This is a genomic window from Massilia sp. IC2-476 (assembly GCF_020707295.1).
Classification (GTDB): domain Bacteria; phylum Pseudomonadota; class Gammaproteobacteria; order Burkholderiales; family Burkholderiaceae_D; genus Telluria.
In genome coordinates this window covers 512114-529732 of record NZ_JAJFER010000001.1, presented here as the reverse complement: position 1 = coordinate 529732, position 17619 = coordinate 512114, and the positions used below count along the sequence as shown (strand labels likewise).

Sequence of the window (17619 nt, the reverse complement as noted above, 5' to 3'; positions counted from 1 at the left end):
ACACATGGGATTCTCGATCGCCTGGATCGCGATACGCGGCAAATCGAAGGAGGACATCCTGGCCCAGCTGGGACTGGCCGACACGGGGGCGCCTGACGAAGCCAACGAGAGCCCGGTCTCCGGCGCGGCGCTGCCGGGCGGCGGCTACCTGGTCTTCTTCAACGACATGGCCCACCCGGCCGTCCAGGCCGAGAGCATGGCGCGCCTGTCCGAGGGCGCTGAAGCGCTCGGCTGCCAGGTCGAGGAGCACATCATGGCCAGCGCCGCCTTCCAGTACAGGGATGGCGTCAAGCTGTGGGATGTGGCGCACCTGTCGGACGAAGGCCTGTACCACCTGGCCGTGGACGGTGCGCCGCCCGCGCTGCTCGCCACCATCCACGCCGAAATGAAGGCGACCCAGGACGAGCAGGGCGGCCTGGAGGCCGATGTGGATTGCCTGTTCGAGGTGCCGCTGATGCTGGCGAACGCGCTGTCCGGCTACCGCCACGACGAAGCGGCGCTGCTGTCCGGGGAGACGCTCGACTTTACGGAACTGGTGCCGGCGGCGTCGGGCAAGGCAAGCAAACACTGAGGCCGGCACCGAGGCCGGCCCGCTCAGGAGCGTTCGCGCTCGACGCGGTTGACGCCCGCGACCCGCCGCAGGTTGCGGATCAGCTGCGCCAGGTGCACCCGGTCCTTGACCTGGATGGTGAAGCGCAGCTGCGTCATGAGGTGTTCGTCGTCCTCGTCCATGCCGACATAGGTGATGTTGGCGTCGGACTCGCCGATCTCGGCCGCCACGCGCGCCAGGATGCCCTTCTCGTTGTTGATGAGTAGGCGGATGCGGCAGTCGAAGCGGCGGTTCAGTTCTTCGCCCCACTGGACGGCGATCCAGCGGTCCGGTTCCTTGGCGCGCACGCGCTTGGCCGGCAGGCAGTCGCAGGTGTGCACCACCAGGCCCTGGTCGCGTCGCAGCTGGCCCAGGATCTGGTCGCCCGGGATCGGCAGGCAGCAAGGCGCCAGCTGCACCGACACGCCTTCGCTGCCGTAGATCGTGACCGGGTCGATGTCGGTGGCCGGGATCGGCAGGCTGGTCGGCTTGTGCTCCGGGTCGGCGTCCATCAGGCCGAAGATGTGGCGCGCCACCAGCTGCGGCATGCGCTTGCCGATGCCGATGTCGGCGTACAGTTCTTCCATCGACTTGGCCGAGGACTCGGCCAGCAGCTTTTCCACCGTGGCGGGCGGCAGCTCGGCGCCGATGTTGCGCGCGGCCAGGGCGCCGGCCAGTAGTTCCTGGCCCAGCTCCACCGACTCGTTGACGTTCACGGTGCGCAGGTGGTGGCGGATCGCGGAGCGTGCCTTGCCGGTGCGGACGAAGCTCAGCCAGGTCGGGCTCGGGCGCGATTCCGGGTCGGTGACGATCTCGACGATGTCGCCGTTGTGCAGTTCGGTGCGCAGCGGCTGGGTCTCGTTGTTGATCTTGACCGCCACGGTATGGTCGCCGATGCCGGTGTGGATCGAGTAGGCGAAGTCGAGCGCGGTGGCGCCGCGCGGCAGCGCGATGATCTTCGACTTCGGCGTGAACACGTAGACCGAATCCGGGAACAGGTCGACCTTGACGTGCTCGAGGAACTCGGCCGAGTCGCCGGTCTGCTGCTGGATGTCGAGCAGCGACTGCAGCCAGGCATGGGTGCGCTGCTGCAGGTCCGACATGTTCGAGTCGCCGGTCTTGTACAGCCAGTGCGCCGCCACGCCGCTCTCGGCGGTGCGGTGCATGTCCTGGGTGCGGATCTGGAACTCGACCGGGGTGCCGTAGGGGCCGATCAGGGTCGTGTGCAGCGACTGGTAGCCATTGATCTTGCGGATCGCGATGTAGTCCTTGAACTTGCCGGGCATCGGCTTGTACAGGGCGTGCAGGGTGCCAAGCGCCACGTAGCAGTTGGGGACGGTGTCGACCACCACCCGGAAGCCGTACACGTCCAGCACCTGCGAGAACGACAGGTGCTTGTTGCGCATCTTTTTATAGATGCCGTACAGGGTCTTTTCGCGGCCGTAGACCTCGGCCTGGATGCCGCCCGTCGCCAGCTGGGCCTTGACCGCCTCGAGGATCTTCTTGACCACTTCGCGGCGGTTGCCGCGCGCCGCCTTGATGGCCTTGGCCAGGGTCTGGTAGCGCAGGGGGTACAGGTGCGAGAAGGACAGGTCCTGCAGCTCGCGGTAGATGTTGTTCAGGCCGAGGCGGTGGGCGATCGGCACGTAGACTTCCATGGTCTCGCGCGCGATGCGGCGCTTCTTGGCCGGGACCATCACGCCGAGGGTGCGCATGTTGTGCAGGCGGTCGGCGAGCTTGATCAGGATCACGCGCACGTCCGAAGCCATGGCCAGCAGCATCTTGCGGAAGTTCTCGGCCTGGGCCTCGATCTGGCTCTGGAATTCGATCTTCTCGAGCTTGGACAGGCCGTCGACCATGTTGGCGACCTGGGCGCCGAAGCGCTCGATCAGCTCGTCCTTCTTGACGTCCTGGTCCTCGATCACGTCGTGTAGCAGCGCGGCCATGATGGCCTGGGCGTCGAGCTTCCACTCGGCGCAGATTTCGGCGACGGCGATCGGATGCGAGATATACGGCTCGCCCGACTTGCGCACCTGGCCGAGGTGCATCTCGTCGGAGAAGCGGTAGGCTTCCTTGACTTTCTTGAGCTCGGCGGGGGTGAGGTAGTCGGACAGCTTGTTGATCAGCTGCGTGACCGAGGCAACGCCCGGGGCGGGCGCCGGTGCCTCGGCGTCTTGCGGTTTACCCGGACGCTTGGTGCGGGTAGTGGTGGGGCCTGGATGGGTCGAATCCGGGGAAGACAAACTCATATGTAATATCGATCAGCCAGTGTAGGCACAGAATAACAGAATATCGATATGACGGATTCAGGCCCCAACAGGGTCTTACATCGGCACTTTCTTCAGCATTTCCAGGCCGACTTTACCGGCGGCGATTTCGCGCAGGGCGACGACGGTCGGCTTGTCCTTGGCTTCGACCTTCGGGGTGTGGCCCTGCAGCAGCTGGCGTGCGCGATAGGTCGCGGCCAGGGTCAGCTGGAAGCGGTTCGGGACGTTCTTGAGGCAATCTTCGATGGTGATGCGGGCCATGGTTTACTCCTGAATGGACAATATGCGGCGAGCCTTGCGGCGCCGCGCTTATAAGCTTGGTTGTTGCGCGTGGATTCCCAGCTGGGCAAACAAGTCGGCGTTGCGCGCGGCCTGTTGGGCGAAACGGCAACGTGTCGCTTTGACAATCGCCTGCAGTTCCGCGAGGGCGACGTTGAACTCTTCGTTGATGATAGCATACTCGAACTCCGGAGCGTGAGCGATCTCCCCCCCGGCGGCCAGCAGGCGGCGGGTGATGATGTGGGGCTCGTCGGTGCCGCGCTTGTGCAGGCGCTCCTCCAGGGCTTCGATCGACGGCGGCAGGATGAAGATGCCGGCCGCGTCGGGGAACTGCTTCTTGACCTGGCGCGCACCCTGCCAGTCGATCTCCAGCAGGATATCGGTCCCCAGTTTCATTTCCTGTTCCACGGTCAGGCGGCTGGTGCCGTAATAGTTGCCGTGCACTTCCGCCCATTCCAGGAACTCGCCGCGGTCGGCGCGCGAGACGAAGTCTTCCGCCGTCGTGAAATGGTACTCGCGGCCATCCTGCTCGCCCGGACGCGGTGGGCGGGTGGTGGTCGAGATCGACAGCTTGATGCCCGGTTCCAGCTTCAGCAGGGCGTTGACCAGGGTCGATTTGCCGGCGCCGCTGGGTGCGGCGACGACGAACAGGCTGCCGGAGAGGGCGGGAGTGATCATTGTTTGTTCCTTGTAGCGTTTTTTATCGCGCAGCGATCTTCTTTGCTGCATGTGTTCATCATAACGTTGAACGCGTGGGCAAAAAACTTGCCCACCCTACGAAAACACTTTCGGAGGGTGGGCGGGGCAAAACAGTCCAGTGGACTGTTTTGCAGCCCACGCGTTCAAATGGTCATCGCACATTGTTGCGCGACGACAACAAATTATTCCAGGTTCTGCACCTGCTCGCGCATCTGCTCGATCAGCAGCTTCAGCTCCATCGACGCATCCGCCAATTCCTTCACCGAGGCCTTGGCGCCCAGCGTGTTCGCTTCGCGGTTCAGTTCCTGCATCATGAAGTCGAGGCGCTTGCCGACCTGGCCGCCCTTCTTGAGGATGTGGCGGGTTTCGTTCAGGTGCGCCGACAGGCGCGACAGCTCTTCCGACACGTCGATGCGGATGCCGTACAGCGTCACTTCCTGGCGGATGCGTTCCAGCACTTCCTGGCGGCTCAGCACCGAGGGATTGCCGTGGCCGGCCAAGCCCAGCGCGTCCTGCATGCGCTCGATGGCTTTTTGCTGGAACTGGGAGATCACCTGCGGAATGAGCGGGGAGATGCGCTTGACGATCGCTTCCATCGCCTCGATGCGCGACAGCAGCATCGCTTCCAGCGCCGCGCCTTCGCGCTTCCGGCTGTCGACGAAGGCGACGACGGTGGTGGCGGTGAGGGCGGCGACGTCAAGCTGCAGCGACTCCTGGCCCACCGTCGATTCCTCGATCACGCCGGGCCAGCGCAGCAGCTCGGCCACCGTCATCGGCGGCGCGGAGGCGAAGTGCTTCGTCACCTCGCCCTGCAGCCGCGCGAGGTCGGCCAGCAGTTCCTGGTTGAGCGCTTGCGAGCCGCCGGCGGTCTTGCGGCCGAAGGACAGGCGCACCTCGACCTTGCCGCGGGTGATGGCGGCCATGATCGCGGCGCGCAGGTCGGGTTCCAGCGCGCGCAGGTCGTCGTTGATGCGGAACTGGAGGTCGAGGAAGCGCGAATTGACGCTCTTGATCTCGATCGTGAGGGTGCCGGCAGCGCCTTCGCTGGTGGCCACCGCATAACCTGTCATGCTTGAAATGCTCAAAGGGATCCCCGGTTCTTATTCTTTACAAAGCCGACATTTATCCACACAATTGCCCTGTTAAGCAAGGAAACCTTCGTGAATGGCCGCACAGAATAACGCCCCCCTGCCGGATGGCCTGGAAATTGCCGGATATCGCATTGTAAAGAAAATTGCGTCCGGTGGGTTCAGTATTGTTTATCTGGCATATGACGCGGAAGGCAACGCGGTCGCCATCAAGGAATACCTCCCCAGCCAGCTCGCCCTGCGCGCCCCCGGCGAGCTGGTTCCCGTGGTCTCGAAACCCAATCTGGCCGTGTTCCGGATCGGCCTGAAGTGCTTTTTCGAAGAGGGGCGGGCGCTGGCGCGCATCGTCCATCCGAACGTGGTGCGGGTGGTGAACTTCTTCCGCGCCCACGAGACGGTCTATATGGTGATGGCCTACGAATCCGGCCACACGCTGCAGGACCACATCGCGCGCCTGCACGCGCGCGGCAGCCGCATGAGCGAGACGTCGATTCGCCAGCTGTTCAACGGCGTGTGCGCCGGGGTGCGCGAAGTCCACGCCAACAAGCTGCTGCACCTGGACCTGAAACCGGCCAACATCTACCTGCGCGTCGACGGCTCGCCGCTGCTGCTCGATTTCGGCGCGGCGCGCCAGACCATCAATATCGACGCGCCCATGCTGGCGCCGATGTACACGCCGGGCTTCGCGGCCCCCGAGTTGTACAGCAAGGCGGCCACGCTGGGGCCCTGGACCGACATCTACAGCATCGGCGCGGCCATGTACGCCTGCATGACGCGCTCGATGCCGCCGGCAGTCGAGGCGCGCCGCCAGGAAGACAAGACCGAGGCCCAGTTCGCAAAACTCGAAGGCAGCTATTCGCCCGAGCTGGTCGCGATGGTACGCTCCTGCATGGCGCTCGATCCGCTGGCGCGGCCGCAGAGCGTGTTCGCAATGCAGAAGGTGCTGCAAGCGGCGCCGTCGCTGGCGCCGCAGGCGGCGGACGAGATGGAAGAAACCGAAGCGCGCGCAGGCGGCTGGCGCGCCCTGGCCGGCCGCCTGGGCATGGGCCGCAAGGCCCGCACCTAGGAGAGCAAGCATGCAGTTTTCCGTCTACCAGCAGACCCACATCGGCGGCCGCAAGGTCAACCAGGACCGCATGGGCTACAGCTTCACGCGCGACGCCCTGCTGCTGGTGCTGGCCGACGGCATGGGCGGGCACCTGGCGGGCGAGGTCGCCGCGACCATCGCGCTGCAGACCCTGTCGATGATGTTCCGCATGCAGGCCCGGCCCTATGTGAAGAAGCCGGAGCGCTTCCTGGAAGACGCGCTGAACCAGGCGCACTGGGACATCCTGGCCTACGCCGAAAAGCACAAGCTGCCGGAAACGCCGCGCACCACGGTGGTGGCCTGCCTGGTGCAGCACAATTGCGCCGTGTGGGCGCATTGCGGCGACTCGCGCCTGTACTGGGTGCGCCGCAACCAGGTGCTGGCGCGTACGCGCGACCATTCGCACCTCGAATACCTGATCGAACGCGGCCGCGCCACCGAGGCCCAGCGCAACACCCATCCGGACCGCAACAAGCTGTACAACTGCCTGGGCGCGGGCCAGGCGCCGAAGATCGACATCTCGCGCCAGGCCAGCCTGGAGCCGGGCGACACCCTGTTGCTGTGTTCCGACGGCTTGTGGTCGATGCTGCCGGAGAGCGAGATCCTGCACCGGCTGTCGACGTCCACCATCGTGCAGGCGGTACCGGACCTGGTGGCCATGGCTGCGGCGATCGGCGGCGCGCGCGCCGACAACACGACGGCGCTCGCCATCACTTGGCAGGGCGCGGACGCGGCGGGCGCCACGACGCCGGACATGATCTCGACCCAGATGCTGCCCGAGGATGCGGTCAGCTCGACCATCAGCGCCGGCCAGCCGCTGCCGTCGGGCGCCGACGCCTTCGATGAAGACGAAATCGAACGAGCGATCGCCGAGATTCGCGAGGCGATCGAGAAGTCCTCCCAATTGCTGAAATAAAAAGGAAAGCCATGAGCTTCGAACAACGCCCGAGCGGCCGCGCGGTCGACCAGCTGCGTCCCATCCGCATCACCCGCCAGTACACCAAGCACGCCGAAGGCTCGGTGCTGATCGAGTGCGGCGACACCAAGGTGATCTGCACCGCCAGCATCGAAGAAAAGGTGCCGCCTTTCCTGAAAGGGAAGGGGCAGGGCTGGCTGACCGCCGAATACGGCATGCTGCCGCGTTCCACCCACACCCGCATGGACCGCGAAGCCGCGCGCGGCAAGCAGACTGGCCGCACCCAGGAAATCCAGCGCCTGATCGGCCGCTCGCTGCGCGCCGCCTTCGACCTGGAAGCCTTCGGGGAGCGTACCCTGCACCTGGACTGCGACGTGATCCAGGCCGACGGCGGCACCCGCACCGCCTCGATCACCGGCGCGATGGTGGCGGCCTACGACGCCTTCAACGCGTTGGTGGGGCAGGGCGTCTTGACCACGGTGCCGGTCAGGCATTTCGTGGCCGCGATCTCGGTCGGCGTGTACCGCGGCACCCCGGTGCTCGACCTGGATTATGTCGAGGATTCGGATTGCGATACCGACATGAATATCGTGATGACGGAGCAGGGGCATTTCATCGAGGTGCAGGGGACAGCGGAAGGGGCGGCGTTTGACAGGGTGGGGATGAATCGTCTGCTGGATCTGGGGCAGCTGGGGGTGACGGAGTTGGTGCGCTTGCAGAAGCAGGCGCTTGGGTTGATCTGATCGATTGGAACTTGGGTCCCGGCCTTCGCCGGGACGACGTGCTGAGAGCACCACTTAATGATGAGCCGTCGTTCCGGCGAAGGCCGGAACCCAATTTTCTACCCGGACCGACCAAGCGCCCTTGCACCCAAAGCGCTAAAATATCCCCCCTCCGCAGCAAACACTCCCAGAGCCCCAATGACCCAACGCCTGATCCTCGCCTCCAACAACGCCGGCAAACTGAAGGAATTCGCACAACTGCTGGAGCCCATCGGCTTCGAGCTGCACCCGCAAGGCGAATTCAACGTTCCGGAAGCGGAAGAGCCCTTCGGCACCTTCGTGGAAAACGCGCTGGCCAAGGCGCGCCATGCCTCGCGCCTGACCGGCCTGCCGGCCCTGGCGGACGACTCGGGCGTGTGCGTCAACGCACTGGGCGGCGCGCCCGGCGTGTACTCGGCACGCTTTGCCGGCGAGCCGAAATCCGACGCCCGCAACAACGAGAAGCTGGTTGCCGAACTGGCCAGGCACGCCGACAAGTCGGCCTATTACTACTGCGTGCTGGTCTACGTGCGCCACGCCGACGACCCGCAGCCGGTGATCGCCGACGGCCAGTGGCACGGCGAGATCATCGAAACCGCGCGCGGCGCCAACGGCTTCGGCTACGACCCGCACTTCCTGATCCCATCGCTCGGCAAGACGACGGCCGAACTCGAACCCGCCGTCAAGAACGCCCACTCGCACCGCGGCCAGGCCCTGCGTGCATTGGTAGAAAAACTGAAATGATCCCGATTAAAGTCGCTGGTCCGATGCCCGGCGAATCACGTTCTCCCGCCGCCACCGCCCTGCAATACCTGCAGCCCGGCGCGCTGAACCTCACGGCGCTGCCGCCGCTGTCGCTCTACATCCACTTCCCCTGGTGCGTGCGCAAGTGCCCCTACTGCGACTTCAATTCGCACGAGGCCAAGGGCGAGCTGCCGGAGAAGGAATACCTGGACGCCGTGCGCCTCGACCTGGAGCAGTCGCTGCCCATGATCTGGGGCCGCAAGATCCACACCATCTTCATTGGCGGCGGCACGCCCAGCCTGATGTCGGCGGCCGGCCTGGATCGCCTGCTGTCCGACGTGCGTACCCTGCTACCGCTGGCGCTGGACGCCGAGATCACGATGGAAGCCAACCCGGGCACCTTCGAGGCCGAGCGCTTCAAGTCCTACCGTGACAGTGGTGTGAACCGCCTGTCTATCGGCATCCAGAGCTTCAATGGCGCGCACCTGAAGGCGCTGGGCCGCATCCACGACGAGGCGGAAGCGCTGCGCGCGGTGGAGATCGCGCGGTCGACCTTCGACAACTTCAACCTCGACCTGATGTTCGCGCTGCCCTCGCAGACGCTCGAGGAAGCGCGCCGCGACCTGGAGACCGCGCTGTCGTTTGCGCCGCCGCACCTGTCGATGTACCACCTGACGATGGAGCCGAACACGGTCTTCGCCAAGTATCCGCCGACCCTGCCGGACGACGATACGAGCGCCGACATGCAGGACATGATCCTCGAGGCGACGGCAAACGCCGGCTACGAGCACTACGAAGTCTCGGCCTACGCCCAGCCGGGCAAGCGCGCGCAGCACAATTTGAACTACTGGCAGTTCGGCGACTACCTCGGCATCGGCGCCGGCGCGCATTCCAAGATCTCGTTCCCGCACCGCGTGCTGCGCCAGGCGCGCTACAAGCAGCCGGGGTCCTTCATCGAGGCGGCAAAGCGCGGCAACCCGGTGCAGGAAGAGCACGAGATCGCGCGCGGCGACATGGGCTTCGAGTTCATGCTCAACGCGCTGCGCCTGACCGAGGGCTTCGATCCGAACCTGTTCGGCGAGCGCACCGGCATGAGCATCAGCGCCATCACGAAGGCGCTGAACGAGGCGGAGGCCAAGGGTCTCTTGTTGCGCGACCACAAGCTGATCAAGCCAACCGAGCTAGGGCAGCGCTTCCTGAACGACTTGCAGGAGATGTTTCTGGGTTCGTAGGGTGGGCGGCTTCGCCGCCCACGCGGAGATTGCAAACTGCTCCGCTCTCGCGCCCGATGATCTCGCTGCAAACTATCACCGCGTGGGCGGGAAGACCGTGATCTGGTCCATTGGACCAGATCACCCCTACGTGCGCGCGGCGCCAGCGAGCGAATCGATGGTGCGCGCCAGTCCCTTGACCACCCGCGCCATGCTCGCGTAATCGAGCTTGTCCGGCGTATCTTCCGCCGTGTGATAGTAGGGATAGCGCAGGAAGGCGGTATCCGTGATCATCAGGGCAGGGTAGCCGTGCCGGTTGTACGAGGAGTGGTCCGACAGTGTCACGCCCATCACATGGGCCGGCGCCGCCAGGCCCTCGGCCGGGAAATCGGACTGCGCGCGGAAGGCCGCCAGCGCCTGCCGCACCAGCGCCGATGATTCCAGCGTGCCCACGAAGGCGATGAAATTGCCGGTGCTCGGGTACTGCTTCTCCAGCCCCGGCGGCAGCTTCTGGCTGTTCTTCTCCTGTGAGTACCAGCCGATGGTTTCCAGGATCAGCGCGCCCGCCACGTTCTGCCCGCTCTGCCTGAGTTCGCGCGCGTGCTGCATGCTGCCCATCTCTTCGCCCATGAAGTAGGGCGGTTCCTCGTTCACGAAAAACACGAACTTCACTTCGGTGCCGCGGCTCGGCTGCATGGTCTTGAGCAGGCGCGCCAGTTCCAGCACGGCGGCGGTGCCGCTGCCGTTGTCGTTGGCGCCGGGCGCGCCGCGCGCCGAGTCGTAATGGGCGCCGACGATGAAGATGCGTTCAGGTTTGGCGCCCGCCACGGTGTTCGACACCGAGACTTCGATGTTGCGTACCTTCTGGCCGTCGGCCTGGTATTCCTGCTTGCGTGGCCGATAGCCGTAGCTTTCCAAGGTGGTTTCGATGTGGCGCGCGGCCTGTTCCAGTTCGCGCGGGGTGGCGGTGTTGTGCTCCTTGCTGGCGATGGCTTGCACGTGCGCACGCAGGCGGGTGGACAGTTCGGGGCTGGTGGCGGGGGCGGAGTCGGTTTCCAAGGTCAGCGTAGCCAGCGCGATCGCCAGCAGGATCGCGATAATGACTTTCCAATGTGAGCGGGCGAATTTGCGCATGGTCGGGGGAGCTTCATGCAAGCGTTCATGCGTCCAGTGTAGCGAGCTTGCGCATTCCGCATTGCTTCAATTCCGCGCTTCAATTCGCCCCAGCTTGACGCTGGACGAAAAAAAACCGGGCTGCGCACAGCCCGGTTTCGATGTGAACGCCTGAAAGCTCAGCGCGCCGCCACCGGCGTGGCCGGCTCGGTCCAGCCGCCGCCCAGCACGCTGTACAGCGTGACCTGGTTCTGCAGGCGCTGCAGGTTGGCCTGGACCGCCTGCTGCTGCGCCTGGAACAGGGCGCGCTGCGCATCCAGCAGCTCGAGGTAGCTGGCCGCGCCGTTGCGGTAGCGCAGGTCGGCCAGGTTGAAGCGGTCGGCTTCGGCCTCGGCCACCGCGCGCTGGGCGCGCAGCTGCTCGCTGAAGGTCGACTGCCCCGCCAGTGCGTCCGCCACTTCGCGGAAGGCCTGCTGGATCGAGCGCTCGTACTGCGCCACCGCGATGTCGCGCTGGGCGCGGGCCGAGCCCAGCACGGCGGTATTGCGGCCATAGTCGAAGATCGGCAGGATCGCTTGCGGCGCAAAGGTCCAGCCATAGCTGCCGCTCTTGAACAGGCCGGACAGCTCGGTGCTGGCGCTGCCCACGCTGCCCGTCAGGCTGATGCGCGGGAAGAAGTTGGCGCGCGCCGCGCCGATGTTGGCGTTGGCCGCGATCAGCTGCTGCTCGGCCGAACGGATGTCCGGACGGCTGGCCAGCAGGTCCGACGGCAAACCGGCCGGCAGGTCGGGCAATTCGGTCGACGCCAGGGTGGCGCCGGCGGCTGCCGTTGCCGGCACCGGCGTGCCCACCAGCAGGGTCAGGAGGTTGAGGTCCTGGGCGCGCTGGCGCTGCTGCGCCGCGAGCGTGGCCAGCGCGGTCTCCACCAGCGAACGCGCCTGCTGCAGCTCGAAGCGCGAGGCGACGCCGTTGTCGAAGCGCAGCTGGGTCAGGCGCAGCGATTCCTGGCGCGTGCCCAGGGTTTGCTGGGTGATCGCCAGCAGCTCTTCGTCGGCCAGCAGTTGCAGGTAGACGTTGGCCACCGACGAGACCAGGCTGATCTGCGCCGACTTGCGCGCCTCTTCGGTTGCCAGGTACTGGGCCAGCGCCGCCTGCGACAGGTTGCGCACGCGGCCGAACAGGTCGAGCTCGAAGGCGGTGACCGAGAAGCCCGACTGGTACAGGCTCTGGATCGGCTGGTCTTCGCCAGTGGTCTGGCGCGAGCCGCTGATGCCGAGGCCCACCGAGGGCAGGCGGTCGGCGCGCTGGATGCGGTACTGCGAACGGGCCTGCTCGATGTTGGCGATCGAGACGCGCAGGTCACGGTTGTTGCTCAATGCCTGCTCGATCAGGCCGCGCAGGCGCGCGTCCGGGAAGAAGCGCTGCCAGGCGATTGCCGCCGGGGCCTCGTTGACCAGCTGGGCGGCCGGGGCGCTGGCGGCCTTCGGCATTTCAGGGAAGGCCTGGGCCACCGGGGCCGCCGGACGCTCGTACTTCGGCGCCAGCGACATGCAGCCTGCCAGGGTCATCGCCAGGGCCAGTGGAGTCAGTTTTTTCATCGTATCGATCATGGTTGTTTTCCTTCGACTGCCGAAGCGCTGCCCTCCAGGTGTGCAGGGATCTCTTGCGGGCGCTTGCGACCCTTGAAGATCTTGCGGACCACCACGAAGAACAGCGGCACGAACAGCACACCCAGGGTGGAAGCCGTAATCATACCGCCCATCACGCCGGTACCGATCGCGCGCTGCGATGCCGAGCCGGCGCCGCCGGCGACCACCAGCGGCAGCACGCCCAGGATGAAGGCCATCGAGGTCATGATGATCGGGCGGAAGCGCAGGTGCGCCGCCTCGATCGCCGCTTCCGCCGGCGACTTGCCCTGCGCCTGCAGGTCCTTCGCGAATTCGATGATCAGGACCGCGTTCTTCGCCGCCAGGCCGATGATGGTCACCAGGCCGATCTTGAAGTACACGTCGTTCGGGTAGGCGCGCATCATGGCCGCCAGCACCGCGCCGAGGATACCGAAAGGCACCACCAGCAGGACCGACACCGGGATCGACCAGCTTTCATACAGCGCCGCCAGGGCCAGGAAGATCGCCAGCAGCGAGAAGGCCATCAGGATGCCCATGGTGCCGCCCGAGAGCTGTTCCTCGCGCGACTGGCCGGTCCACTCGTAGGCGAAGCCCGGCGGCAGCTTGGCTGCCAGGCGTTCCATCTCGGCCAGCGCGTCACCGGTCGAATAGCCCGGCTTGGCGTCGCCCGACAGGCTCATCGCCGGATAGCCGTTGTAGCGGATGGTCTGCATCGGACCGGTCACCCACTTGGTGGTGGCGAAGGAGGACAGCGGCACCGGCTCGCCCTGGACGTTCATCGCGTTCAGGCGCAGCAGGTCGTCCGGCTGCATACGGGCGCTGGCCTCGGCCTGCACCACGACGCGCTGCAGGCGGCCGGCGTTCGGGAAGTCGTTCACGTAGCTCGATCCGAGCGAGGTCGAGATCGCGGTATTGATCGCATCAAAGGTCACGCCCAGCGCCTGCGCCTTGTCGCGGTCGATATCGAGCATCACCTGCGGCGCGTCTTCCAGGCCTTCCGGACGCACGCCGGTCAGGATCTGGCTCTGCGCGGCCATGCCGAGCAGCTGGTTGCGCGCCGCCAGCAGGGCGTTGTGGCCGTTGCCGCCGCGGTCCTGCAGGCGGAAGGTGAAGCCGGTGCCGCGGCCCAGTTCGGGAATCGGCGGCGGCGACAACGCGAAGATGAAGGCATCGCGCACGCCCGACAGGCCGCCGATGATGCGGCCGGCCACGGCCTGGGCGCTCGAATCGGCGCCCTTGCGCTCATCCCAGTCCTTCAGCGGGATGAAGGCAAGCGCCATGTTCTGGCCCGCGCCCGAGAACGAGAAGCCCAGCACGCTGACCATGTTCGCCACTTCCGGCTGCTTCATGATGAAGGCCTCGGCGGTGCGCATCACCTCGTTGGTACGCTCGAGCGTGGCGCCCGGCGGCAGCTGGATGTTGGCGATCACGTAGCCCTGGTCTTCGTTTGGCAGGAAGGAATTCGGCATGCGGGTGAAGAACAGCGTCACCAGGCCGCACACCAGCACGAAGGCCACCAGCGCGCGCCCCGAATTGCGAATCAGCTTGCCGACCCAGCCTTCATAGCCCTTGGCGGTGCGGGCGAAGCGGCGGTTGAACCAGCCGAAGAAGCCGCGCTTCTCGTGGTGGTGGCCGGCTTCGACGGGTTTCAGCAGGTGCGCGCACAGCGCCGGGGTGAGCGACAGCGCCAGGAAGGCCGAGAAGGCGATCGAGGACACCATGACCACCGCGAACTGGCGGTAGATGTTGCCGACGGCGCCGGCAAAGAAGGCCAGCGGCACGAACACCGACATCAGGACCACGGTCACGCCGATGATCGCGCCCGAGATCTGGCCCATCGCCTTGCGCGTTGCCGCCAGCGGCGGCAGGCCTTCCTCGGACATGATGCGCTCGACGTTCTCGACCACCACGATGGCGTCGTCGACCACGATACCGATCACCAGCACCATGCCGAACATGGTCAGCACGTTGATCGAGTAGCCCAGCGCCAGCAGGGTGCCGAGCGAGCCCAGTAGGGCCACCGGGACCACGATGGTCGGAATGATCGTGTAGCGGAAGTTCTGCAGGAACAGGTACATCACCAGGAACACCAGCACCAGCGCTTCGACAAGGGTATGCAGCACCTGCTCGATCGAGATGTTGATGAACTTCGAGCTGTCGAAGGGCACGGTGGCCTTCATCCCGGCCGGGAAGTACTTCGACAGTTCGTCCATGCGCTCGCGCACCAGGCGCGCCGTTTCCAGCGCGTTGCCGCTCGGCGCCAGCTGCACGCCGATACCGGTCGAGGGCTTGCCGTTCAGGCGCGCCGAGGTCGAATAGGCCTGGCCGCCGATCTCGATGCGGGCCACGTCGCGCAGGCGCACGGTCGAACCGTCCGGGTTCGCGCGCAGCACGATGTTGCCGAACTGCTCGACGGTCGAGAGCTGGCCGGTCACCACCACGGTCGCGTTGATTTCCTGGCCGGCCGCCAGCGGCAGTTCGCCGATGGTGCCCGAGGCCACCTGGGCGTTCTGGCTGCGGATCGCGTTGTTGACGTCGGCCGGGGACAGGCGGAAGCCCACCAGCTTGGCCGGGTCGATCCAGATGCGCATCGCGCGCTCGGTACCGAACAGCTGCGCGGTACCGACGCCCTTGATACGCTGGATTTCAGGCAGCACCGTGCGCGAGGCGTAGTCGCCCAGCGCGATCGGGTCCCACTTCGGATCGTCCGACGACAGGATGGTAAACAGCAGGAAGTTCGCGCGCACCTTGTCGACGCGCACGCCCTGCTGGTTCACCGCCGCCGGCAGGCGCGGGGCCGCGCGCGACAGGCGGTTCTGGACGTCCACCTGGGCCAGGTCCGGGTTGGTGCCGGTTTCGAACGTCAGGGTGATCGAGCCGCTGCCGTTGGCGGAGCTGCTCGATTCCATGTAGATGAGGCCTGGGGAGCCGTTCATCTCGCGTTCGATGACGGAGATGACCGAGTCTTCCAGGGTCTGTGCCGAGGCGCCCGGGTAGGCGGCATTGATCACGATCGATGGCGGCGCCACGTTCGGATACTGCGCGATCGGCAGCTGCGTGATCGAGACACCGCCGATCACCATGATGAACAGCGCGATCACCCAGGCAAAAATGGGGCGGTCAATAAAAAAACGAGCCATTGCTTAGTCCTGTTCTGTTCCTGCCGTTTAGCGGCGCGGCGTGCCTGCGGCCGGGGTGGCGCTCGCGGTGGAGCCGGACGGCGCCGAGGCCGGGGCCTGGCCTGCCGACTGCGCGGCGGCGGCGCCCGCGGCGGCCGTTGCCGGCGCTGCAGCAGAGGTCGACGCGGTCCATGGCACTGCCTTGACCGGAGTACCCGGAGGCAGCATCTGCAGCTTCTGGAAGCCGTCGACCATCACGCGTTCGCCTTCCTTCAGGCCTTCGGTGACGACCCAGTTCGAGCCCTGCTGCGAGCCGATCTTGACGGTGCGCGGGGTGGGCTTGTTGTCGGCGCCGACCACCATCAGGGTGTCGCCCTGCGGACCGCCACGGGTAACGGCCTGCTGCGGCACCACGATGCCGTTCGGGATCTGGGCCTGGGCCAGGCGCACGCGCACGTACTGGCCCGGGAGCAGGGCGTTGTCCGGGTTGGCGATGGTCGCGCGCAGGGTGACCTGGCCGGTGCTCGGGTCGACGGTGATGTCGGAGAACTGCAGGCGGCCCTTGGTTGCCAGTTCGGTGCCGTCGTCCAGGATCACGCTGACCGACGCGTCCGCGCCGCCGCCGGCCTGCTTGCGCAGGCGCTGCAGCTCGCTGGCCGACTGGGTGATGTTCAGGTACATCGAATCGGTCTGCTGGATCAGCGCCAGTTCGGTAGCCTGGGTAGCGGAGACCAGCGCCCCTTCGGTGACCAGCGCGCGGCCGATGCGGCCCGAGATCGGGGCGTACACGTTGGCGTAGCCGGTGTTGATCTGGGCGATGCGCACCTGGGCGCGGGCTGCCGCGACGGCCGCTTCCGCCTGCTTCTGGGCGGCGAGGGCGTTGGTGTATTCCTGCTTGCTGACGGCCTGGGCCTCGACCAGCGGCTTGTAGCGCTCGGCCAGGGCGGTGGCCTGGTTCAGGGTCGCCTGGGCGCTGCCGACGTCGGCCTGGGCCGCGGCGAGGCGCGCCTGGTAGGGGGCCGGGTCGATCTGGAACAGCGACTGTCCCTGCTTGACGACACTGCCTTCGGTGAACAGGCGCTTGAGCACCACGCCGTCAACGCGCGCGCGCACCTGCGAGGTGCGGATCGGTTCGGCGCGTGCCGGCAGTTCGGTCAGCAGGGCAACCGGCTCGTACTTGGTGGTGATGACACCGACTTCAGGCGCCGGCATGCCGCCGCCGGGGCCGCCGGCGGCCGGGGCGGCGTCTTTCTTGCCGCAACCCGACAGCAGGGCAAGCGCGACCAGGGTACCGGCGGCGACGCGAGTCAGGGACAGGGAGGAGTGGTCTGAGCGCATTACGTATGCTTCCTTCTCTTTATTGTTTCGACAACCGGCGCAGACACTTCGACCGCACACGAATCGTCACTGGCTTTTACGAACAGTTTTATATACTATCACGGCTGTATGTTTATTGCTGGAACACCCCTCAAACGGGAGGGAATGGAAAAAAATGGCTCGTAAGACAAAAGCGGAAGCTGCGGCGACCCGCGACAGCATCCTTGACGCTGCTGAAAGATTGTTTGCTGAACAAGGCGTATCAAGAACGACTTTACAGCATATTGCAACCGCGGCGGGCGTGACGCGCGGTGCGATCTATTGGCATTTCCTGGACAAGGGCGCGCTGTTCAACGCCATGTTCGACCGCGCCAAGATGCCGATGGACGAGGCGATGCAGGTGCTCGACAACCAGCGCGACGTCAAGGACCCCTTGCACTGCCTGCGCGACGACATGATGACGGTGCTGCGCATCGTGGTCGAGGACGAGAAGGCGCGCCGCGTGTTCGAGATCGCCACGCTGAAGACGGAATTCATCGACGAGGTGGATGCGGTGCGCGCGCGCCGGCGCGAATCGATCGGCCTGTGGCAGGAGCGCATGGAAGGGCACCTGAAGCAGGCCCAAGAGAAGGGCATGCTGCGTCCCGGCGTGTCGACGCTGGCGGCTGCGCAGGGCGGCTGGATCATGGTCGATGGCCTGATCCGCAACTGGATCTTCGAGCCGACCATGTTCGATCTGCAGACGCTGGGTGGTACCGTGATCGATACCTACCTGGCGGGATTGCGGGCGTAGGGTGGGCG

General features: G+C 65.9%; 15 protein-coding genes. 7 read left to right on the top strand and 8 right to left on the bottom strand.

Annotated features, from left to right (window positions below; translation table 11 throughout):
• Positions 1-4 precede the first annotated feature (4 nt).
• Positions 5-571 (top strand): hypothetical protein, encoded by a 567-nt coding sequence (locus LK539_RS02420; protein WP_227799311.1) that lies wholly within the window; start codon positions 5-7, stop codon positions 569-571.
• 23 nt (positions 572-594) lie between these two features.
• Here the strand turns inward: LK539_RS02420 and LK539_RS02415 are convergent, their stop codons facing one another.
• The 4 genes from LK539_RS02415 to LK539_RS02400 form a co-directional block, all read right to left on the bottom strand.
• Positions 595-2838, bottom strand: a complete 2244-nt coding sequence (locus tag LK539_RS02415) for a bifunctional (p)ppGpp synthetase/guanosine-3',5'-bis(diphosphate) 3'-pyrophosphohydrolase (RefSeq protein WP_227799310.1) — start codon at positions 2836-2838, stop codon at positions 595-597.
• A gap of 75 nt (positions 2839-2913) precedes the next feature.
• A complete protein-coding gene (gene rpoZ / locus LK539_RS02410) occupies positions 2914-3117 on the bottom strand; it encodes a DNA-directed RNA polymerase subunit omega (RefSeq protein ID WP_005665923.1) in 204 nt (67 codons plus the stop codon).
• 48 nt (positions 3118-3165) lie between these two features.
• Positions 3166-3813 carry a guanylate kinase gene (gene gmk, locus LK539_RS02405; RefSeq protein ID WP_227799309.1) on the bottom strand — a complete coding sequence of 216 codons (648 nt, stop codon included), beginning with the start codon at positions 3811-3813 and terminating at the stop codon, positions 3166-3168.
• Between the two features lie 203 nt (positions 3814-4016).
• Positions 4017-4904, bottom strand: a complete 888-nt coding sequence (locus LK539_RS02400) for a YicC/YloC family endoribonuclease (RefSeq protein WP_227799308.1) — start codon at positions 4902-4904, stop codon at positions 4017-4019.
• A 94-nt stretch (positions 4905-4998) separates the two neighbouring features.
• Here LK539_RS02400 and LK539_RS02395 point away from each other — a divergent pair, with 94 nt between their 5' ends.
• From LK539_RS02395 to hemW, 5 genes are all read left to right on the top strand, one after another.
• Positions 4999-5988, top strand: a complete 990-nt coding sequence (locus LK539_RS02395) for a serine/threonine-protein kinase (protein ID WP_227799307.1) — start codon at positions 4999-5001, stop codon at positions 5986-5988.
• Positions 5989-5998: 10 nt separating this feature from the next.
• Positions 5999-6925, top strand: a complete 927-nt coding sequence (locus LK539_RS02390; RefSeq protein ID WP_227799306.1) for a PP2C family serine/threonine-protein phosphatase — start codon at positions 5999-6001, stop codon at positions 6923-6925.
• Positions 6926-6936: 11 nt separating this feature from the next.
• Positions 6937-7668 (top strand): ribonuclease PH, encoded by a 732-nt coding sequence (gene rph / locus LK539_RS02385; RefSeq protein ID WP_227799305.1) that lies wholly within the window; start codon positions 6937-6939, stop codon positions 7666-7668.
• A 177-nt stretch (positions 7669-7845) separates the two neighbouring features.
• The gene (gene rdgB / locus LK539_RS02380) at positions 7846-8430 is read left to right on the top strand and encodes an RdgB/HAM1 family non-canonical purine NTP pyrophosphatase (RefSeq protein ID WP_227799304.1); all 585 of its coding nucleotides are present in this window, start codon (positions 7846-7848) and stop codon (positions 8428-8430) included.
• Positions 8427-9662 carry a radical SAM family heme chaperone HemW gene (hemW, locus tag LK539_RS02375; protein ID WP_227799303.1) on the top strand — a complete coding sequence of 412 codons (1236 nt, stop codon included), beginning with the start codon at positions 8427-8429 and terminating at the stop codon, positions 9660-9662. Before rdgB ends, hemW begins: the two co-directional genes overlap by 4 nt.
• Positions 9663-9788: 126 nt before the next feature.
• Here the strand turns inward: hemW and LK539_RS02370 are convergent, their stop codons facing one another.
• The 4 genes from LK539_RS02370 to LK539_RS02355 all read right to left on the bottom strand — a co-directional run bounded on the left by LK539_RS02370 (position 9789) and on the right by LK539_RS02355 (position 16839).
• Positions 9789-10775, bottom strand: coding sequence for a M28 family peptidase (locus tag LK539_RS02370; RefSeq protein ID WP_267877661.1), 987 nt, complete (start codon positions 10773-10775; stop codon positions 9789-9791).
• 158 nt (positions 10776-10933) lie between these two features.
• Positions 10934-12364 (bottom strand): efflux transporter outer membrane subunit, encoded by a 1431-nt coding sequence (locus LK539_RS02365; RefSeq protein WP_307729076.1) that lies wholly within the window; start codon positions 12362-12364, stop codon positions 10934-10936.
• Complete coding sequence (locus LK539_RS02360) at positions 12361-15522, bottom strand: efflux RND transporter permease subunit (protein ID WP_227799302.1); 3162 nt, start codon at positions 15520-15522, stop codon at positions 12361-12363. Before LK539_RS02360 ends, LK539_RS02365 begins: the two co-directional genes overlap by 4 nt.
• A 27-nt stretch (positions 15523-15549) precedes the next feature.
• Positions 15550-16839, bottom strand: coding sequence for an efflux RND transporter periplasmic adaptor subunit (locus LK539_RS02355; protein ID WP_227799301.1), 1290 nt, complete (start codon positions 16837-16839; stop codon positions 15550-15552).
• Positions 16840-16993: 154 nt separating this feature from the next.
• Between LK539_RS02355 and LK539_RS02350 the strand changes: the two genes are divergently transcribed.
• Positions 16994-17611, top strand: a complete 618-nt coding sequence (locus LK539_RS02350; protein ID WP_227799300.1) for a TetR family transcriptional regulator — start codon at positions 16994-16996, stop codon at positions 17609-17611.
• Positions 17612-17619: the final 8 nt, after the last annotated feature.

Bases quoted from the DNA above. Each gene is read 5' to 3' on its own strand.
- LK539_RS02420 (WP_227799311.1), top strand. From the start codon at position 5: ATGGGATTCTCGATCGCCTGGATCGCGATACGCGGCAAATCGAAGGAG.
- LK539_RS02415 (WP_227799310.1), bottom strand. From the start codon at position 2,838: ATGAGTTTGTCTTCCCCGGATTCGACCCATCCAGGCCCCACCACTACC.
- rpoZ (WP_005665923.1), bottom strand. From the start codon at position 3,117: ATGGCCCGCATCACCATCGAAGATTGCCTCAAGAACGTCCCGAACCGC.
- gmk (WP_227799309.1), bottom strand. From the start codon at position 3,813: ATGATCACTCCCGCCCTCTCCGGCAGCCTGTTCGTCGTCGCCGCACCC.
- LK539_RS02400 (WP_227799308.1), bottom strand. From the start codon at position 4,904: ATGACAGGTTATGCGGTGGCCACCAGCGAAGGCGCTGCCGGCACCCTC.
- LK539_RS02395 (WP_227799307.1), top strand. From the start codon at position 4,999: ATGGCCGCACAGAATAACGCCCCCCTGCCGGATGGCCTGGAAATTGCC.
- LK539_RS02390 (WP_227799306.1), top strand. From the start codon at position 5,999: ATGCAGTTTTCCGTCTACCAGCAGACCCACATCGGCGGCCGCAAGGTC.
- rph (WP_227799305.1), top strand. From the start codon at position 6,937: ATGAGCTTCGAACAACGCCCGAGCGGCCGCGCGGTCGACCAGCTGCGT.
- rdgB (WP_227799304.1), top strand. From the start codon at position 7,846: ATGACCCAACGCCTGATCCTCGCCTCCAACAACGCCGGCAAACTGAAG.
- hemW (WP_227799303.1), top strand. From the start codon at position 8,427: ATGATCCCGATTAAAGTCGCTGGTCCGATGCCCGGCGAATCACGTTCT.
- LK539_RS02370 (WP_267877661.1), bottom strand. From the start codon at position 10,775: ATGCGCAAATTCGCCCGCTCACATTGGAAAGTCATTATCGCGATCCTG.
- LK539_RS02365 (WP_307729076.1), bottom strand. From the start codon at position 12,364: ATGATCGATACGATGAAAAAACTGACTCCACTGGCCCTGGCGATGACC.
- LK539_RS02360 (WP_227799302.1), bottom strand. From the start codon at position 15,522: ATGGCTCGTTTTTTTATTGACCGCCCCATTTTTGCCTGGGTGATCGCG.
- LK539_RS02355 (WP_227799301.1), bottom strand. From the start codon at position 16,839: ATGCGCTCAGACCACTCCTCCCTGTCCCTGACTCGCGTCGCCGCCGGT.
- LK539_RS02350 (WP_227799300.1), top strand. From the start codon at position 16,994: ATGGCTCGTAAGACAAAAGCGGAAGCTGCGGCGACCCGCGACAGCATC.